Annotated in this window: 11 protein-coding genes; 10 read left to right on the top strand and 1 reads right to left on the bottom strand. The window is 32.9% G+C overall.

Features of this window, described 5'->3' with window-relative positions:
* Positions 1-241 precede the first annotated feature (241 nt).
* The 5 genes from ystJ to pyk all read left to right on the top strand — a co-directional run bounded on the left by ystJ (position 242) and on the right by pyk (position 6497).
* Entirely contained in the window at positions 242-1474 is a 1233-nt protein-coding gene (ystJ, locus tag KA830_RS11140; RefSeq protein WP_204180445.1) for an NADP-dependent malic enzyme, read from the top strand.
* 75 nt (positions 1475-1549) lie between these two features.
* Positions 1550-2416, top strand: a complete 867-nt coding sequence (accD, locus tag KA830_RS11135) for an acetyl-CoA carboxylase, carboxyltransferase subunit beta (protein WP_046206869.1) — start codon at positions 1550-1552, stop codon at positions 2414-2416.
* Positions 2409-3353 (top strand): acetyl-CoA carboxylase carboxyltransferase subunit alpha, encoded by a 945-nt coding sequence (locus KA830_RS11130; RefSeq protein ID WP_064208849.1) that lies wholly within the window; start codon positions 2409-2411, stop codon positions 3351-3353. Before accD ends, KA830_RS11130 begins: the two co-directional genes overlap by 8 nt.
* A gap of 394 nt (positions 3354-3747) precedes the next feature.
* On the top strand, positions 3748-4716 hold the full coding sequence (gene pfkA, locus KA830_RS11125; RefSeq protein WP_046206871.1) for a 6-phosphofructokinase: 969 nt from the start codon (positions 3748-3750) through the stop codon (positions 4714-4716).
* Positions 4717-4736: 20 nt separating this feature from the next.
* Complete coding sequence (pyk, locus tag KA830_RS11120; protein ID WP_046206872.1) at positions 4737-6497, top strand: pyruvate kinase; 1761 nt, start codon at positions 4737-4739, stop codon at positions 6495-6497.
* Between the two features lie 428 nt (positions 6498-6925).
* On the opposite strand, the gene KA830_RS11115 is transcribed toward pyk, so the two are convergent.
* Positions 6926-8290, bottom strand: coding sequence for an amino acid permease (locus tag KA830_RS11115; protein ID WP_070039334.1), 1365 nt, complete (start codon positions 8288-8290; stop codon positions 6926-6928).
* A 352-nt stretch (positions 8291-8642) separates the two neighbouring features.
* On the opposite strand from KA830_RS11115, the gene KA830_RS11110 reads away from it, so the two are divergent.
* The 5 genes from KA830_RS11110 (at position 8643) to polA (ending at position 16889) form a co-directional block, all read left to right on the top strand.
* Positions 8643-9761, top strand: coding sequence for a citrate synthase (locus KA830_RS11110; RefSeq protein ID WP_210134255.1), 1119 nt, complete (start codon positions 8643-8645; stop codon positions 9759-9761).
* A 49-nt stretch (positions 9762-9810) separates the two neighbouring features.
* The gene (gene icd, locus KA830_RS11105) at positions 9811-11079 is read left to right on the top strand and encodes an NADP-dependent isocitrate dehydrogenase (RefSeq protein WP_046206875.1); all 1269 of its coding nucleotides are present in this window, start codon (positions 9811-9813) and stop codon (positions 11077-11079) included.
* Positions 11080-11498: 419 nt separating this feature from the next.
* On the top strand, positions 11499-12209 hold the full coding sequence (locus tag KA830_RS11100) for a response regulator transcription factor (protein ID WP_046206876.1): 711 nt from the start codon (positions 11499-11501) through the stop codon (positions 12207-12209).
* Entirely contained in the window at positions 12209-13897 is a 1689-nt protein-coding gene (pnpS, locus tag KA830_RS11095) for a two-component system histidine kinase PnpS (RefSeq protein WP_046206877.1), read from the top strand. The genes KA830_RS11100 and pnpS overlap by 1 nt, the downstream gene beginning before the upstream one ends.
* Positions 13898-14258: 361 nt before the next feature.
* Positions 14259-16889 carry a DNA polymerase I gene (gene polA, locus KA830_RS11090; protein ID WP_204180447.1) on the top strand — a complete coding sequence of 877 codons (2631 nt, stop codon included), beginning with the start codon at positions 14259-14261 and terminating at the stop codon, positions 16887-16889.
* Positions 16890-16896 lie beyond the last annotated feature (7 nt).

The following is a 16896-nucleotide window of genomic DNA, read 5'->3' as shown; positions in this document are numbered from 1 at the left end:
TAACTTTATCAAGTCTATAAACTATGATATAGTAAACTGATGGTTAAGTTGATACTTACCATCAGTTTATATTAAATGATAGTTTAAATACTACATGTAAAATATATGTTTTTATTACAAAAGTTATCATACAACATGTGCTTATGATTTAATGCTAACGATAACATTTGTAATTTTTGTTAGATTGTAATAAAAATATATATGACTGATTAAAATTATTGAATGTAAGGGGTAGGTTTACATGACATTAAGAGACGACGCACTAGAAATGCATAGAATTAATCAAGGTAAATTAGAAATTACACCAAAAGTTCAAGTGACCAATAAAGAAGAGCTAAGTTTGGCATATTCACCCGGTGTAGCTGAACCATGTAAAGAAATACATGAAGACCCTAGAAAAGTATTTGAATACACAATGAAAGCAAATACAGTCGCGGTTGTTACAGATGGTACAGCTGTACTTGGATTGGGCAACATTGGTGCAGAAGCTAGTATTCCAGTAATGGAAGGGAAAGCAGTTTTGTTTAAAAGTTTTTCAGGCATTGATGGTGTGCCGATTGCACTAAATACTACGGATACAGATGAAATTGTAAATACGGTAAAATTATTAGAACCAAACTATGGTGGCATTAATCTTGAAGATATTTCTGCACCACGTTGTTTTGAAATTGAAGCGCGTTTAAAAAAAGAAACAAAAATACCTGTTTTTCATGATGACCAACATGGTACTGCAATTGTAACAGTTGCAGGTATGATTAATGCACTGCGCATTATAGATAAAGAATTATCTGATATAAAAGTGGTACTTAACGGAGCAGGTGCAGCAGGTATGGCAATTGTTCAATTGCTTTATTCATATGGTGTTAGAGATATGATTATGTGTGATTCCAAAGGTGCTATTTACGAAGGTCGTTCTTATGGTATGAATGATACAAAAGCATTTGTAGCTAAATGGACAAACAGAGATAAAGTAGAAGGCTCGTTAAGTGATGTCATAAAAGATGCTGACGTATTTATTGGCGTTTCTGTAGCCGATTTGTTAACAAAAGAAATGGTTGAATCAATGGCTAAAGATCCAATTATATTTGCTATGGCAAATCCGAATCCTGAAATCAATCCTGATGTAGCAAAAGAAGCAGGTGCTAAAGTAATTGGAACTGGTCGTTCGGATTATCCAAATCAAATCAATAATGTCCTTGCATTTCCTGGTATTTTTAGAGGTGCATTAGATGTAGAAGCTACGCATATAAATGAAGAGATGAAACAAGCTGCAGTAGAAGCAATTGCAAATTTAATTAAACCAGAAGAATTAAATCCAGATTACTGTATTCCTGGTCCATTTGATAAACGTGTGGCACCTTCTGTTGCTAGAGAAGTTGCAAAAGCAGCAATGGAAACAGGGGTAGCAAGAACAGATATGGACCCAGAAGAAATTTATAATAAAACAATGAAATTAACAGATTTAGATAAATAATATTCATGAATACTGATCTCAAAATATTGTGTTTATAATATTGGGAAGACAGTAATGGTTAAGTGGAGGTTTAAAATGTTTAAAGATTTTTTCAATAGAAGTAGTAAAAAGAAAAAGTATGTGACTGTTTCCGATTCAAAACAAAGTGATGTTCCAGCAGGAATTATGACAAAATGCCCGAAATGTAAGAAGATCATGTATACTAAAGAATTAGCTGAAAATTTAAATGTATGTTTCAATTGTGATCATCACATCGCTTTAACAGCGTATAAAAGAATTGAAGCCATTTCTGATGAAGGTACATTCACAGAATTTGATAAAGGAATGACCTCTGCGAATCCATTGGATTTTCCAAGTTATGAAGAAAAAATTCAAAAAGATCAACAAAAAACAGAGTTAAATGAAGCTGTTGTTACTGGTACAGCACATTTAGAAGGTATTGAATTTGGCGTAGCTGTGATGGATGCTAGATTTAGAATGGGTAGCATGGGCTCAGTGGTTGGTGAAAAGATATGTAGAATTATAGAATATTGTACTGAGCATCGTTTACCGTTCATCCTATTTTCTGCTAGTGGTGGCGCTAGAATGCAAGAAGGTATCATATCTTTAATGCAAATGGGTAAAACCAGTGTCACTTTAAAAAGACATATGGATCATGGATTGCTATATATTTCGTATATTACAAACCCAACAACAGGTGGTGTATCGGCAAGCTTTGCTTCAGTTGGTGATATTAATTTAAGTGAACCTAAAGCACTTATTGGTTTTGCTGGTAGACGAGTGATTGAACAAACGATTAATGAAAAGCTACCTGACGACTTCCAAACTGCTGAATTTTTATTAGAGCATGGACAATTAGATAAAGTTGTACATAGAAAAGAAATGAAAGTAACACTATCTAATATTTTAAAAATGCACCAAGAGGTGAAAACGAATGCTTGACTTTGAAAAGCCACTTTTTGAAATAAAAAACAAAATTGAATCGTTAAAAGAATCACAAGAAAAAAATGACGTGGACTTACAGGAAGAAATTGATATGCTTGAGGCTTCATTAGAGCGTGAAACACAAAAGGTATATACTCATTTAAAGCCATGGGATCGAGTACAATTAGCGCGCTTACAAGAAAGACCTACATCTCTAGATTATATACCTCATATTTTTGATTCCTTTATTGAGTTACATGGTGATCGTAATTTCCGAGATGATCCAGCTATGATTGGCGGTATTGGCTATTTAAATGGCCAAGCAGTTACAGTTGTTGGTCAACAACGTGGGAAAGATACTAAAGATAATATTTATCGTAACTTTGGTATGGCGCATCCTGAAGGATATAGAAAAGCCTTACGCTTAATGAAGCAAGCTGAAAAATTTAATAGACCTATTTTTACATTTATCGATACAAAAGGAGCTTATCCAGGGAAAGCAGCAGAAGAACGTGGTCAAAGTGAATCTATTGCTAAAAACCTTATCGAAATGGCAGCACTTAAAGTGCCAGTCATTGCGGTTGTAATTGGTGAAGGTGGAAGCGGTGGCGCTTTAGGTCTTGGCATTTCGAATCGTTTATTAATGCTGGAAAACAGCACATATTCTGTAATTTCACCAGAGGGTGCATCTGCATTATTATGGAAAGATAGTAATTTAGCACAAATAGCTGCGGAAACAATGAAGATTACTGCAGAAGATTTATATGAGTTGAAAATTGCCGATGAAGTTTTAAAAGAACCTCTTGGTGGCGCTCATCATGATATTGAAAAGCAAGCTCAAAATATAAAAAGTGCATTTTTAAAACATTTGAAAGAATTAAGTGCGTTTAATGAACAACAAATCATAGATGATCGCTATGACAAATTTAGAAATATCGGTTCTTTTAATGAATAATTAAAAAGACACGAAATAATATACTTCTGCAAAGCCATTTTTTATAGTATTCATACTAACCATGTGGATTTTAAAGTCTAAGGTTTTAAAAGAGCATTAAATTGCAATCAGGTATACAGCCCCCTGATTTCATATTAGTGCTCTTTTTTTATTGAGTAAAGTAAGTCAAAAGTGGGAATTTGAGATATCTGTTTAATAAAGTAAAGTTAAAGGTATGATAAAGTATCATTGTTTTGAAAATATAAAATATAAGGAAACGCTTTCGTATTGTAAAATGTTTTTTTACAATAATTAAAAACGTTTACATGAGTTACAATGCCCTATTTTAATGGCACCTTCTATAATTTTATGGTATTTTTAGAATAAGAAATACATGTTAGAAAGGTATGTCGTCATGAAAAAAATTGCAGTGTTGACTAGCGGTGGAGATTCACCAGGCATGAACGCGGCTATTAGAGCTGTTGTTAGAAAAGCGATTTATAATAATATTGAAGTTTACGGTGTTTACCAAGGCTATCAAGGATTATTAAACGATGATATCGAGAAGTTGGAGCTCGGTTCTGTTGGAGATACAATCCAACGTGGCGGAACTTTTCTGTATTCAGCAAGGTGTCCTGAATTTAAAGAAGCAGAAGTTCGACAAAAAGCAATAGAGAACTTGCGCAAAAGAGGTATTGAAGGCCTAGTAGTAATAGGCGGAGATGGTAGCTATAGAGGTGCGCAACGCATTAGCGAAGAATGTAAAGAAATTCAAACGATAGGTGTACCAGGTACGATAGATAATGATATCAACGGTTCAGATTTTACAATTGGATTTGATACTGCATTAAATACCATTATAGATTGTGTTGATAAAATTCGCGATACGGCTTCAAGTCATGCAAGAACATTCATCATAGAAGTTATGGGTCGTGATTGTGGAGATTTAGCACTATGGGCTGGACTTTCAGTAGGAGCTGAAACAATCATTGTCCCAGAAGTGGAAACAGATATTAAAGATGTAGCTGAAAAAATTGACAACGGAATAAGACGTGGGAAAAAACATTCCATTGTTATGGTTGCAGAAGGTTGTATGTCTGGAGAAGATTGTGCAAAAGAACTGACAAAGTATATTAATGTTGATGCACGTGTATCTGTGCTTGGTCATATCCAACGTGGCGGCAGTCCAAGTGGCGCAGATAGAATGCTTGCTTCACGATTAGGTGGACATGCTGTAGACTTATTACTAGAAGGAAAAACAGCAATCGGCGTTGGTATTCGCAACAATGAATTAACAGACACTTCATTTGAAGAAATATTTAGGTCAAATGAACACAAGTTTGATTTTGAAACATTTGCTTTAGCAAATGAATTATCGATATAAAATACTGGGAGGCATTAATAATGAGAAAAACTAAAATTGTTTGTACAATTGGACCTGCATCTGAGTCTGAAGAAATGCTTGAGAAATTAATTAAAGCTGGAATGAATGTTGCGAGATTAAATTTCTCACATGGTGATCATGCAGAACATAAAGCTAGAATTGATAGAATTCGTGAAGTATCTCAAAGATTAGGTAAAACAGTTGCAATATTATTGGATACAAAAGGTCCTGAAATCCGTACTCACAACATGAAAGATGGTGCTATTGAACTTGAAAAAGGTACGGAAGTCATCGTAAGTATGACTGAAGTTGAAGGTACACCTGAAAAATTCTCAGTAACGTACGATAATCTAATAAATGATGTTCAAGAAGGCTCATATATTTTATTAGATGATGGCCTTATTGAATTACAAGTAAAACAAATAGATAAAGCAAACGGTGAAGTTGTATGTGATGTTTTAAACACTGGAGAATTAAAAAATAAAAAAGGCGTAAACTTACCAGGTGTTAAAGTAAGTTTACCAGGTATCACTGATAAAGATGCTGAAGATATTAAATTCGGTATAAGTGAAAATATTGACTTTATCGCTGCAAGTTTTGTGCGTCGTCCGAGTGATGTACTAGACATTCGTAAATTACTTGAAGATGGTAAAAACACAAACATTAGCATTATACCTAAAATCGAAAACCAAGAAGGTATTGACAATATTAAAGAAATACTTGAAGTTTCAGACGGTTTAATGGTTGCTCGTGGTGATATGGGTGTTGAAATACCACCTGAATCCGTACCAATGGTGCAAAAAGACTTGATCAGACAATGTAATAAATTAGGTAAGCCTGTTATCACAGCGACGCAAATGTTAGACTCAATGCAACGTAATCCTCGTGCGACACGTGCTGAAGCAAGTGACGTTGCGAATGCCATTTATGATGGTACAGATGCAGTTATGCTATCAGGCGAAACAGCTGCTGGATTATACCCAGAAGAAGCAGTCAAAACAATGCGTAATATTGCAATTTCAGCTGAAGCTGCACAAGATTATAAACGATTATTATCCGATCGAACTAAATTAGTGCAAACTTCATTAGTTAATGCAATTGGTGTTTCAGTAGCGCATACAGCATTAAATTTAAATGTAAAAGCGATTGTAGCAGCAACTGAAAGTGGTTCTACTGCTAGAACGATTTCTAAATATCGTCCTAAATCAGATATTATTGCGGTTACACCACATGCTGAAACTGCGCGTCAATGTGCATTGGTTTGGGGTATTCACCCTGTCGTTAAAGAAGGACGTAAAACAACAGATGCTATGTTGAACACAGCAGTTGCTACAGCGGTCGAAACTGAAAAAGTTCAAAATGGTGATTTAATCATTATTACTGCAGGTGTACCTACAGGAGAAAAAGGGACAACAAATATGATGAAATTACATCTAGTAGGTGACGAATTAGCTAAAGGTCAAGGTATCGGTAGAAATTCAGTTGTTGGAAATACTTTAGTAGTGAATGATGCGAGTGAACTTGAAGGCAAAGATTTAAGTGAAACGGTCATTGTCACAACTTCTGTAGATGAAACGCTTGTCCCTTACATTGAAAAAGCCAGTGGCTTAATTGCTGAAGAGAGCGGCATCACTTCTCCGAGCGCAATTATAGGTCTAGAAAAAGGCATTCCAACAATTGTAGGTGTTGAAAATGCGACTAAAGAGATACAAAATGATATCTTGATTACGGTAGATGCAAATCAAGGAAAAGTATTTGAAGGATATGCGAACGTACTTTAATCATAGTTATCATATGCTAAATCTTTACTCATAATATAAGCAACATAAGTGATAATACAAATTAAAAATGCACTTCCATTTATAAATGGAAGTGCATTTTTTCTAGATATAAAACTTTAACATCGTTACTCGATTTATAATCGTCACTTAAAGTAATACATCATACCATAAAAACATTAACAGATTGCGCTTATTTGATTGATATATAACACATGTTAAGCACGTCAATAGTTATCTGTTTAAATGATTTCGATATGATATATACACCTTGTATTGAGATACTCAAATACTATTGTTAAACACTACACATAACGATGTAGCATCAATTCTCTTTTTTATACAGAAATAGCCCAAGACCATTTTATGTCTTAGGCTATTGTATTAGATTATTGATGTGTTGAAGCATTCAACAATAGTTGTTGATAGGATTACTTCATATCTGAAGTAGCGAATTTTTTATATCTTAGATACATAAGACTCAAGATGATAAACCAAATAGGTGTTAAATAGACTGCTCTTCTTGTTTCTACATTTACGAAAAGTAAGCAAAATACTAAAAAGAAGAAAATCAAAATGATATACCCAATATATTTACCACCAAATAATTTATATGTAGCATTTTTGTGCATTTCTGGGTTTTGGCGATGATAATTAATGTAAGCAACAATAATTAAAGCCCAAACGACTAAAAATAGTACTGTTGAAACAGTTGTAATATATGTGAATACTAAAGTTGCGTTTGGAATAATATAGTTCAATAAGGCTGAAATTAACAATAGAGCACATGAGACTAAGATTGCTATGTGAGGCACACCATTTTTGTTTGTTTTTTCAAAAATAGGGGGTGCTTGCTTTTGATTTGAAAGCCCAAATAACATACGGCTGTTTGAAAATATACCACTATTACAAGAAGAAGCAGCAGCTGTTAATACTACAAAGTTGATGATGCCTGCTGCAAATGGAATACCAATTAAAGCAAATAATCTCACAAAGGGACTTTCTTCTGGATTAATATTGTTCCAAGGGATGATTGACATAATTACAGTCAATGCACCAACATAAAATACTAAAATTCTAATCGGAACGCTGTTGATTGCTTTTGGAATCGTTTTAGTTGGATCTTTTGTTTCGCCAGCCGTCACGCCAATCAATTCAATCCCTACAAAGGAAAAGAGTGCCATTTGAAATGACATTAAAAATCCACTAATCCCTTTTGGGAAAATACCATGTTGATATAAATTAGTTAACGAGGTGTGTCCAAATTGTGTATCGTATGCCATGACAATCATTACAATGCCAACGACAATAAGTGCTAAGATTGTAACTACTTTGATGATGGAAAACCAAAACTCTAGTTCTCCAAAAAGTTTAGCGCTTAATAAATTGAGTGACATTAAAATTAATACACAAAATAGAGCACTTATCCAATTGGGTATATGTGGGAACCAGAAACTAACGTATTTAGCAACAGCTGTAACCTCTGCCATACCTGTAATAATCCAACACAACCAATATGTCCATCCGGTAACAAATCCAGCAAATGAACCTATGTATTGATTTGTTACATCAGCAAAAGATTTAAAATTCGTATTTGTTACAAGAATTTCACCTAAGCCCCGCATAAACATAAATAACATAAATCCTATAATGATATATGTAAGTAAAATCGAAGGACCAGTTAATGCTATGGTTTGACCTGCTCCTAAGAAAAGCCCTGTGCCGATTGCACCTCCAATTGCAATTAACTGTATATGCCTATTGCTGAGTTCTCTTTGTAACTGTTGTTTTGCCATAAGTTTTAACTCCTTTATTAAGTTATTTATTATTATGATACGCAATTTAAAATAAAACAACACTTTTTTATAGTTGTATCTTAAAAAAGTCAGTGTAATATTATATTAATAATTTGTTATTAATCATGATAACCAATTAAAAACTTTGATAAATTGAAGAAAGGGTAATTACATATTAGAATGATGATATAACAACGTTCATTAATTATGGCGTGTTTATGGGCATATAAACAAATCATCATTTCTTAATGATTAACTAGGAATTTAAACTGAAATATTCACAAAAACGTAAATATTGGCTATAATAGTTTATGAAAGCCGTTTCATTATGAAATAGAAAAGGGGAATATATATGGCAGAGTTACAAAAAGGTTTAGAAGGGGTAATTGCAGCAGAAACTAAAGTGAGCTCTATCATTGATAGTCAACTTACATATGCTGGCTATGAAATTGATGATTTAGCCGAAAATGCTGAATTTGAAGAAGTAGTCTTTTTATTATGGCATTACCGATTACCTAATAAAGAAGAATTACAATCATTTAAAGAAAAACTCTTTAACTATATGACATTAAATCCTAGAGTATATAATCATTTTAAAGAGTACGCTACTAGTAATGTACATCCAATGACAGCATTAAGAACATCAGTGTCTTACGTTGCGCACTTTGATGAACATGCTGAGGATGAAAGTGAAGATCAAACGATGGAACGTGCAGTACGCATTCAAGCTAAAATCGCTTCACTTGTTACAGCATATGCTAGAGTTAGAGAAGGTAAAGAACCTGTTAAACCTAGCAGTGATTTAAATTATGCTGGTAATTTCTTATATATGTTACGTGGTGAATTACCAACAGATATCGAAGTTGAAGCATTTAATAAAGCATTGGTATTACATGCAGATCATGAGTTGAATGCTTCTACCTTTACTGCAAGATGTGCAGTGTCTTCATTATCAGACATGTATTCAGGTATTGTAGCAGCTGTCGGTTCTTTAAAAGGTCCATTACACGGTGGGGCAAATGAGCGTGTAATGAGTATGTTATCAGAAGTTAAGTCTATTGATGATGTAGATGAATACATTGATAATAAAATTAAAAATAAAAAGAAAATAATGGGATTCGGTCACCGTGTATATAAAAATGGTGATCCAAGAGCGAAATTCTTAAAAGAGATGAGTAGAAAGATTACATCCGAAACAGGCCAAAGCCAGTTATTTGATATATCTGTAAAAATAGCTGATAAAATGAAAGAAGAAAAAGGCCTTATTGCTAATGTGGATTTCTATAGTGCAACTGTATATCACAGTATGAATATTGAACATGATTTATTCACACCTATTTTTGCAGTTAGTAGAACTTCAGGTTGGATTGCACATATTCTTGAACAATATAGAGATAATAGAATTATGCGTCCAAGAGCACAATATATTGGTGAAACTAATAGAACTTATGAACCAATTGAAGAAAGATAATCACGAATTAACATAAATAAAACAATTCAAATGATGGAGGTATTTTTACATGGCAGGAGAAAAAGTAGTAAAAACAGCAGAAGGGTTAACTGTACCAAATAATCCTATCATTCCTTATATTATCGGTGACGGTATTGGACCAGATATTTGGTCAGCTGCTAGTAGAGTCATTGACGCAGCCGTAGAACAGGCTTATAACGGTGAAAAGAAAATTGAATGGAAAGAAGTACTTGCAGGTCAAAAAGCTTATGATGAAACAGGCGAATGGTTACCACAAGAAACTTTAGATACAATCAATGAATATTTAATTGCAATTAAAGGACCACTTACTACACCAATCGGCGGAGGTATTCGTTCATTAAACGTTGCACTACGTCAAGAACTTGATCTATTTACTTGCTTAAGACCAGTACGTTGGTTCCAAGGCGTACCTTCACCAGTTAAACGTCCGGAAGATACAGATATGGTTATTTTCCGTGAAAACACAGAAGATATCTATGCTGGTATTGAATTTAAAGAAGGAACACCAGAAGTTAAAAAATTAATCGATTTCTTACAAGATGAAATGGGTGCTAAAAATATAAGATTCCCAGAAACATCAGGCATTGGTGTGAAACCAGTTTCAAAAGAAGGTACAGAGCGTTTAGTTCGTGCAGCGATTCAATATGCTCTAGATAATAATCGTAAATCTGTAACTCTAGTTCATAAAGGTAATATTATGAAATTTACAGAGGGTGCTTTCAAACAATGGGGCTATGATTTAGCACATAATGAATTTGGTGATAAAGTCTTTACATGGCAACAATATGATGAAATTGTTGAAAAAGATGGTAAAGAAAAAGCTAATGAAGTTCAAGAACAAGCTGAAAAAGACGGTAAAATTATCATCAAAGATTCCATTGCAGATATTTTCTTACAACAAATATTGACACGTCCTGCAGATCACGATGTAGTAGCTACGATGAATCTTAACGGTGACTATGTGTCAGATGCGTTAGCAGCACAAGTTGGCGGTATTGGTATTGCACCAGGCGCAAATATTAACTATGAAACTGGCCATGCGATATTTGAAGCTACACACGGTACTGCACCAAAATATGCTGGTTTAAATAAAGTAAACCCATCATCTGAAATTTTAAGTGCTTCATTAATGCTTGAGCACCTAGGTTGGCAAGAAGCAGCTGACAAGATTACTGAGTCTATCGAAAAAACAATTGCTTCAAAAGTCGTTACTTATGATTTCGCACGTTTAATGGATGGTGCAAAAGAAGTATCTACATCTGAATTCGCTGATGAATTAATCAAAAATATTAAATAAAATGACAATAAATAACAATAAAGAAGTATTTTTCTAAGGAAAATAAATAATTTAGCTTAAGAGCGAGAATATGAAATCATGATTATTATGATTTCTATCTCGCTCTTTTATTTTGATTAAATTATATTTTACGAGCAAGCAAATCTTAGCAAAATATAATTTAAACGAAAGATTTAATAGTTAGAATATAAAATTAATGTTAAGGTATTATTAAAATCAGGAATAATAAGTATATTCAATACCAGTTATTGATTCATTGAAGAATAGTTTATGTAGACGATACAAATTCTTTGTGCTTTCTTTACAAATAACTAATTATTTTCTATTTATTAAGTTTATGTAAAAATACTTTTAAGTATGTTATTTTTATTAAAATTTACGTTATAATTAATTTGTAATCATAAATTTGGAGGTATACTATGTCACAAAAAGTACTTGTAGTAGATGATGAGCAATCAATTGTAACCTTGTTAAAATATAATTTAGAGCAAGCTGGATATATCGTGGATGTTGCCTATGATGGTGAAGAAGCATTAGAAAAAGTGAATGCTGTAAATCCAGAATTGGTTGTATTAGATGTTATGCTTCCTAAAAAAGATGGAATCGAAGTTTGTAAAACGATCCGATCTGATAAAAATTTAGTGCCAATTTTAATGTTAACTGCTAAAGATGATGAATTTGATCGTGTGTTAGGTCTAGAACTTGGTGCAGACGATTATATGACTAAGCCATTTTCACCGAGAGAAGTGGTAGCTAGAGTTAAAGCCATTTTAAGACGATCTGCCATGATTAATGAAGCAGTACCAGTTGAAAATGATGAAGATGATATTTTAATTGGTTCTATCAGAATTAGACCAGAATATTTTGAGGTTTACCGTGGTGATGAATTATTAGAACTCACACCTAAGGAATTTGAACTGTTACTATATCTTATTGAAAGACAAGGCAGAGTAATTACACGTGAGCATATGCTAAACTCTGTTTGGAATTACGAATTTGCAGGTGACTCAAGAATTGTGGATGTACATATAAGTCATTTAAGAGATAAATTGGAAGAGAACCCTAAGCAGCCTAAATTGATCAAAACAGTTAGAGGTTTAGGCTATAAATTGGAAAGACCTAAAGTCTAATGTTGAAGTTTCACCAAAGACTCTTATTTTTATTATGTACCATCGTTATCATTAGTTTTGTTGCATTAGGTGCAATAATTACACATGTCATATACAATACAGTCATATCAAGCCAACAAGGTGACTTAGAACACCAAGCACAACATTTAGTCAGTTTATACAATCATGATAAAACAGATGAAATCAAAGATATTGCAAAAAACGAAAATTTTACTTTGATACTTACTGAAGGTAACGATGAAGTATTTTCCACAAAATCAGGGACCCCATTTAATAATGATATTAATAATGAAGCGAATCCTTCCAAAATAATTTACGATAAAATAGGGGATGACCGTAGATATACTTTTAAAACTTCGATTAGAGATAAAGATGTGATTATCAGTGGTGTTAATAATCAAATACTAGAACTACAAATAGGTATATGGAAATATGTAGGTTTAATTGGATTATTTGTATTGGTTATTATTTTCTTTGTCGTGAGAAGCATTAATAGAACTTACATTAGACCGATAAATGAAGTTACATATGCAACAAACCTTTTAGCCGAAGGTTATTATCATGTTAGGGTTCCAGAAAGTAATGTTAAAGAAACGAGAGAATTATTCGTCACCACAAATGAGCTAGCCAGAAGATTACAACGATTAAATCATAAACAAAAGTTACAATCTAATCGATTGAAAACAACGATAGAAAATATTCCTAGTTCAATTTTAATGATAGATAAATATGGTGAGATTGTGATTGCAAACAAATCATATTATGATGTGTTTAATCCTGAGAATGTTGTAGAACATAAAAGCTATATCGACTTTATAGATCCAGAGATTCAAAAGTTAATCGCCGAAGCATTTAAAGTTGAAAAATCAACTTATGATCAAATAGAGTTGACAATTGACCAAGTCCACCAAAAATACTTTGACACAGCATGTATTCCAATTTTATCTAAAAGTAAAAAGAATCTTTACGGTATGGTAGTCGTGCTACATGATATTACAAATTTGAAAAAATTAGAAAATTTAAGACGTGAATTCGTAGCTAATGTATCACATGAATTGAAAACACCTATCACTTCTATAAAAGGCTTCGCCGAAACACTTTTAGATGGTGCTAAAAATGATGAACAAACATTAAATGACTTTTTAAACATCATTTCTAAAGAATCGAATCGTATTGAAACATTAGTATATGACTTATTAGATTTGTCTCATGTTGAGCAACAAACACAATTAGAAACAGAACCAACAAGTTTATCTGAAATTGCTGAGTCAACAATGAAGCATATGCAAAATATCGCAGAAAGTAAAAATATAACAATAGTTAATGAGATTGAACCAGATATTATTATTGAGGCAAATAAAGATAAAGTTTCGCAAGTAGCACTTAATTTACTTTCGAACGCAATAAGTTATTCTAAAGTTTCTAGTCAAGTCATTGTGCGTGTTTTCAAAGAAGGTAATAAGCGTGTGCTTGAAGTTCAAGATTTTGGTATTGGTATTAGTAAGCAAGATCAAAAACATATCTTTGAACGCTTTTATCGTGTAGATAAAGCCCGCAGTAGAGATTCAGGAGGCACAGGTTTAGGCTTATCTATTACAAAGCATATTATGGAAGCCCATCAAGGTAGAATTAATGTGTTTAGTGAACCAGAAAAGGGTTCAACTTTTAGAGTCACATTTTTTGATTAAAATAATAACTACGACCGATTTAACCATAACCATCATAGGCCAAGGTTAATCGGTCGTTTTATTTTGTGTTAGTAAAAATAGAGTAAGAAAAACTCAAATTTATTAGAAATCATTGTTTTGTCCTATACAAAGAGAAAAGTACTTGTTATTGAATAGGTTGGAAAGCTTCCTGTGATAGAGACGATAAACATGTGCATAGTGATACTTAATCATTAAACTATAATATGTGGATTAACAGTGACTGACAATAACATGGAGATTAATTGAGATAATTATTTTATCTCAACCTCATCGAATGAATACGGATTGACCTATAATTTATGATAAAATGGAAAGTAAATATGTGTTGGAGGTTAAAATATTGAATAAATTAATTTTAATTGATGGAAACAGTTTGAGCTTTAGAGCTTTTTATGCGTTACCATTATTACAAAATAAAGCTGGTATTCATACGAACGCCGTTTATGGTTTTGCAATGTTGTTGGAAAAAATTATAAAAGAAGAACAACCCACACATTTTTTAGTCGCTTTTGATGCTGGGAAAACAACATTTAGACATGCGCAATATAGTGAATATAAAGGTGGACGACAATCCACTCCTCCAGAACTTAGTGAGCAATTTCCATACGTTAGACAATTATTGGATGCATACCGTATCAAACGTTACGAATTAGAAAACTATGAAGCAGATGACATTATAGGTACTTTAAGCAAACAAGCTAATCATGAAAACTTCCAAACAATAATCATTACTGGTGATCGTGACTTAACACAATTAGCTACTGACGATGTTACAATCTATTACACTAAAAAGGGTGTTACAGATGTCGACCATTATACTCCAGAATTTATAGCTGAAAAATATAATGGTTTATCGCCGAAACAAATTATTGATATGAAAGGTCTAATGGGGGATAGTTCAGATAATATTCCTGGTGTGGCAGGCGTTGGAGAAAAAACAGCTATTAAACTATTAAACCAATTTTCCACAGTAGAAAATGTATACGAACATATAGATGAAGTTTCGGGTAAAAAATTGAAAGAAAAGCTTGAAAATAGTAAAGATGATGCTTTAATGAGTAAAACGTTGGCGACTATCAATTGTGATAGTCCAATTGAAGTATCATTAGAAGATACTAAATTGCCTGATCAATCAGATACTGATGACAAAATTGAACTATTTAAAAAATTAGAATTTAACCAACTCTTAGACCAGATGGATGCTTCAATTAATGACTCTGACGTTCAAGAGATGGATATTGAACTAGAAGATGATTTTACAAAAATTGATTTCAACTCATTAAAAACAGCAGTCATCCATTTCGAGTTAGATGGTGCCAATTACTTAAAAGACAATATTTTGAAATTTGGCTTCTTCGATGGTCAACATTATGTCGTAGTCAATGCCGAACAACTTTCACAAAATCAGTCACTGGTTGCTTGGCTTGAAAATGAGAAGACTGAAAAAATCGTCTACGATGCCAAAAAGTCTTATATCGTAGCACATCGACTTGGTATTAATATTAAGCATATTGTGTTTGATGTGATGCTAGCTAGTTACATTATTGATCCTTCACGCACAATAGATGATGTGAATTCTGTGGTAGCAAACTATGGTCAGCATTATGTTCAATCAAGTGTAGCAATATATGGAAAAGGCAAGAAAAAACAAATTCCATCAGATGACGTATTAAATCCTTATGTGGGAACTATTATCAACGCCATCAACCAAGTTAAACCAAAAATTCAACAACAATTGGATGACTATAATCAAACTGATTTATTACATGATTTAGAATTACCGTTGGCTCGTATTTTAAGTGAAATGGAAGAGACAGGTATTTATACTGAACTTAGTGAACTACAACAAATGGAAGTAGAAATTCAAAGTAAATTAGATGTCTTAATTGACAATATCTATGATGCTGCAGGTGAAACGTTTAATATTAACTCACCAAAACAATTAGGTGTTGTATTATTTGAAACATTAAAATTACCTGTCATTAAAAAGACAAAGACAGGATACTCTACAGCGGTTGATGTATTAGAACAGTTACAAGGAGAACATCCAATCATAGAATATATTTTAGAATATAGGCAATTAGCTAAATTACAATCAACGTATGTTGAAGGCTTACAAAAAGTGATTGCTGAAGATAATCGTATTCATACTCGATTTAATCAAACATTGGCTCAAACTGGACGTCTATCATCAATCGATCCAAACCTTCAAAATATACCAGTACGTTTAGAAGAAGGTCGAAAAATTAGAAAAGCATTTAAGTCAAGTGATAAAAATAATGTTATCTTTTCAGCCGATTATTCACAAATTGAATTAAGAGTACTGGCACATATTACACAAGATGAAAGTTTGAAACAGGCGTTCATCAATGATGAAGATATTCACACAGCTACAGCAGTGAAAGTTTTTGACGTAGAACCTGAAAATGTTGATAGTTTAATGCGGAGACAAGCAAAAGCTGTGAATTTTGGTATTGTTTATGGTATAAGTGACTATGGATTAAGCCAAAGCTTGGGAATAACTAGAAAACAAGCCAAAAAATTTATAGATGATTATCTGGACAGTTTCCCTGGTGTCAAACAATATATGGAAGACATAGTTAAAGATTGTAAAGCGCAAGGTTATGTAGAGACACTGCTTCATAGAAGACGCTATATTCCAGATATTACAAGTAGAAATTTTAATTTAAGAAGTTTTGCTGAAAGAACAGCAATGAATACACCTATACAAGGAAGCGCAGCAGATATCATCAAACTTGCGATGGTTCATTTTGCTAACGAGGTTAAACATACAGATTTTCATGCTCAACTATTACTACAAGTACACGATGAGTTAATTTTTGAATTGCCAGAAGAAGAAGTAGAAGACTTTGAAAAATTTATTGAAAAGATAATGGATAATGCATTGAAATTAGATGTTCCATTGAAAGTAGAATCTAGTTATGGACAAACATGGTATGACGCGAAATAGAAAGAGG

It is taken from the genome of Staphylococcus sp. GDY8P119P (assembly GCF_017892075.1).
Taxonomy (GTDB): domain Bacteria; phylum Bacillota; class Bacilli; order Staphylococcales; family Staphylococcaceae; genus Staphylococcus; species Staphylococcus ureilyticus.
The sequence above is the reverse complement of the archived record's forward strand: the minus strand, read 5'-3'. Positions and strand labels throughout refer to the sequence as shown.

What these genes read in the sequence shown, in the direction of transcription:
- icd (WP_046206875.1), top strand. Translation starts at nt 9,811, where the DNA reads ATGGCAGGAGAAAAAGTAGTAAAAACAGCAGAAGGGTTAACTGTACCA.
- KA830_RS11100 (WP_046206876.1), top strand. Translation starts at nt 11,499, where the DNA reads ATGTCACAAAAAGTACTTGTAGTAGATGATGAGCAATCAATTGTAACC.
- ystJ (WP_204180445.1), top strand. Translation starts at nt 242, where the DNA reads ATGACATTAAGAGACGACGCACTAGAAATGCATAGAATTAATCAAGGT.
- pfkA (WP_046206871.1), top strand. Translation starts at nt 3,748, where the DNA reads ATGAAAAAAATTGCAGTGTTGACTAGCGGTGGAGATTCACCAGGCATG.
- KA830_RS11110 (WP_210134255.1), top strand. Translation starts at nt 8,643, where the DNA reads ATGGCAGAGTTACAAAAAGGTTTAGAAGGGGTAATTGCAGCAGAAACT.
- pnpS (WP_046206877.1), top strand. Translation starts at nt 12,209, where the DNA reads ATGTTGAAGTTTCACCAAAGACTCTTATTTTTATTATGTACCATCGTT.
- KA830_RS11115 (WP_070039334.1), bottom strand. Translation starts at nt 8,290, where the DNA reads ATGGCAAAACAACAGTTACAAAGAGAACTCAGCAATAGGCATATACAG.
- pyk (WP_046206872.1), top strand. Translation starts at nt 4,737, where the DNA reads ATGAGAAAAACTAAAATTGTTTGTACAATTGGACCTGCATCTGAGTCT.
- KA830_RS11130 (WP_064208849.1), top strand. Translation starts at nt 2,409, where the DNA reads ATGCTTGACTTTGAAAAGCCACTTTTTGAAATAAAAAACAAAATTGAA.
- accD (WP_046206869.1), top strand. Translation starts at nt 1,550, where the DNA reads ATGTTTAAAGATTTTTTCAATAGAAGTAGTAAAAAGAAAAAGTATGTG.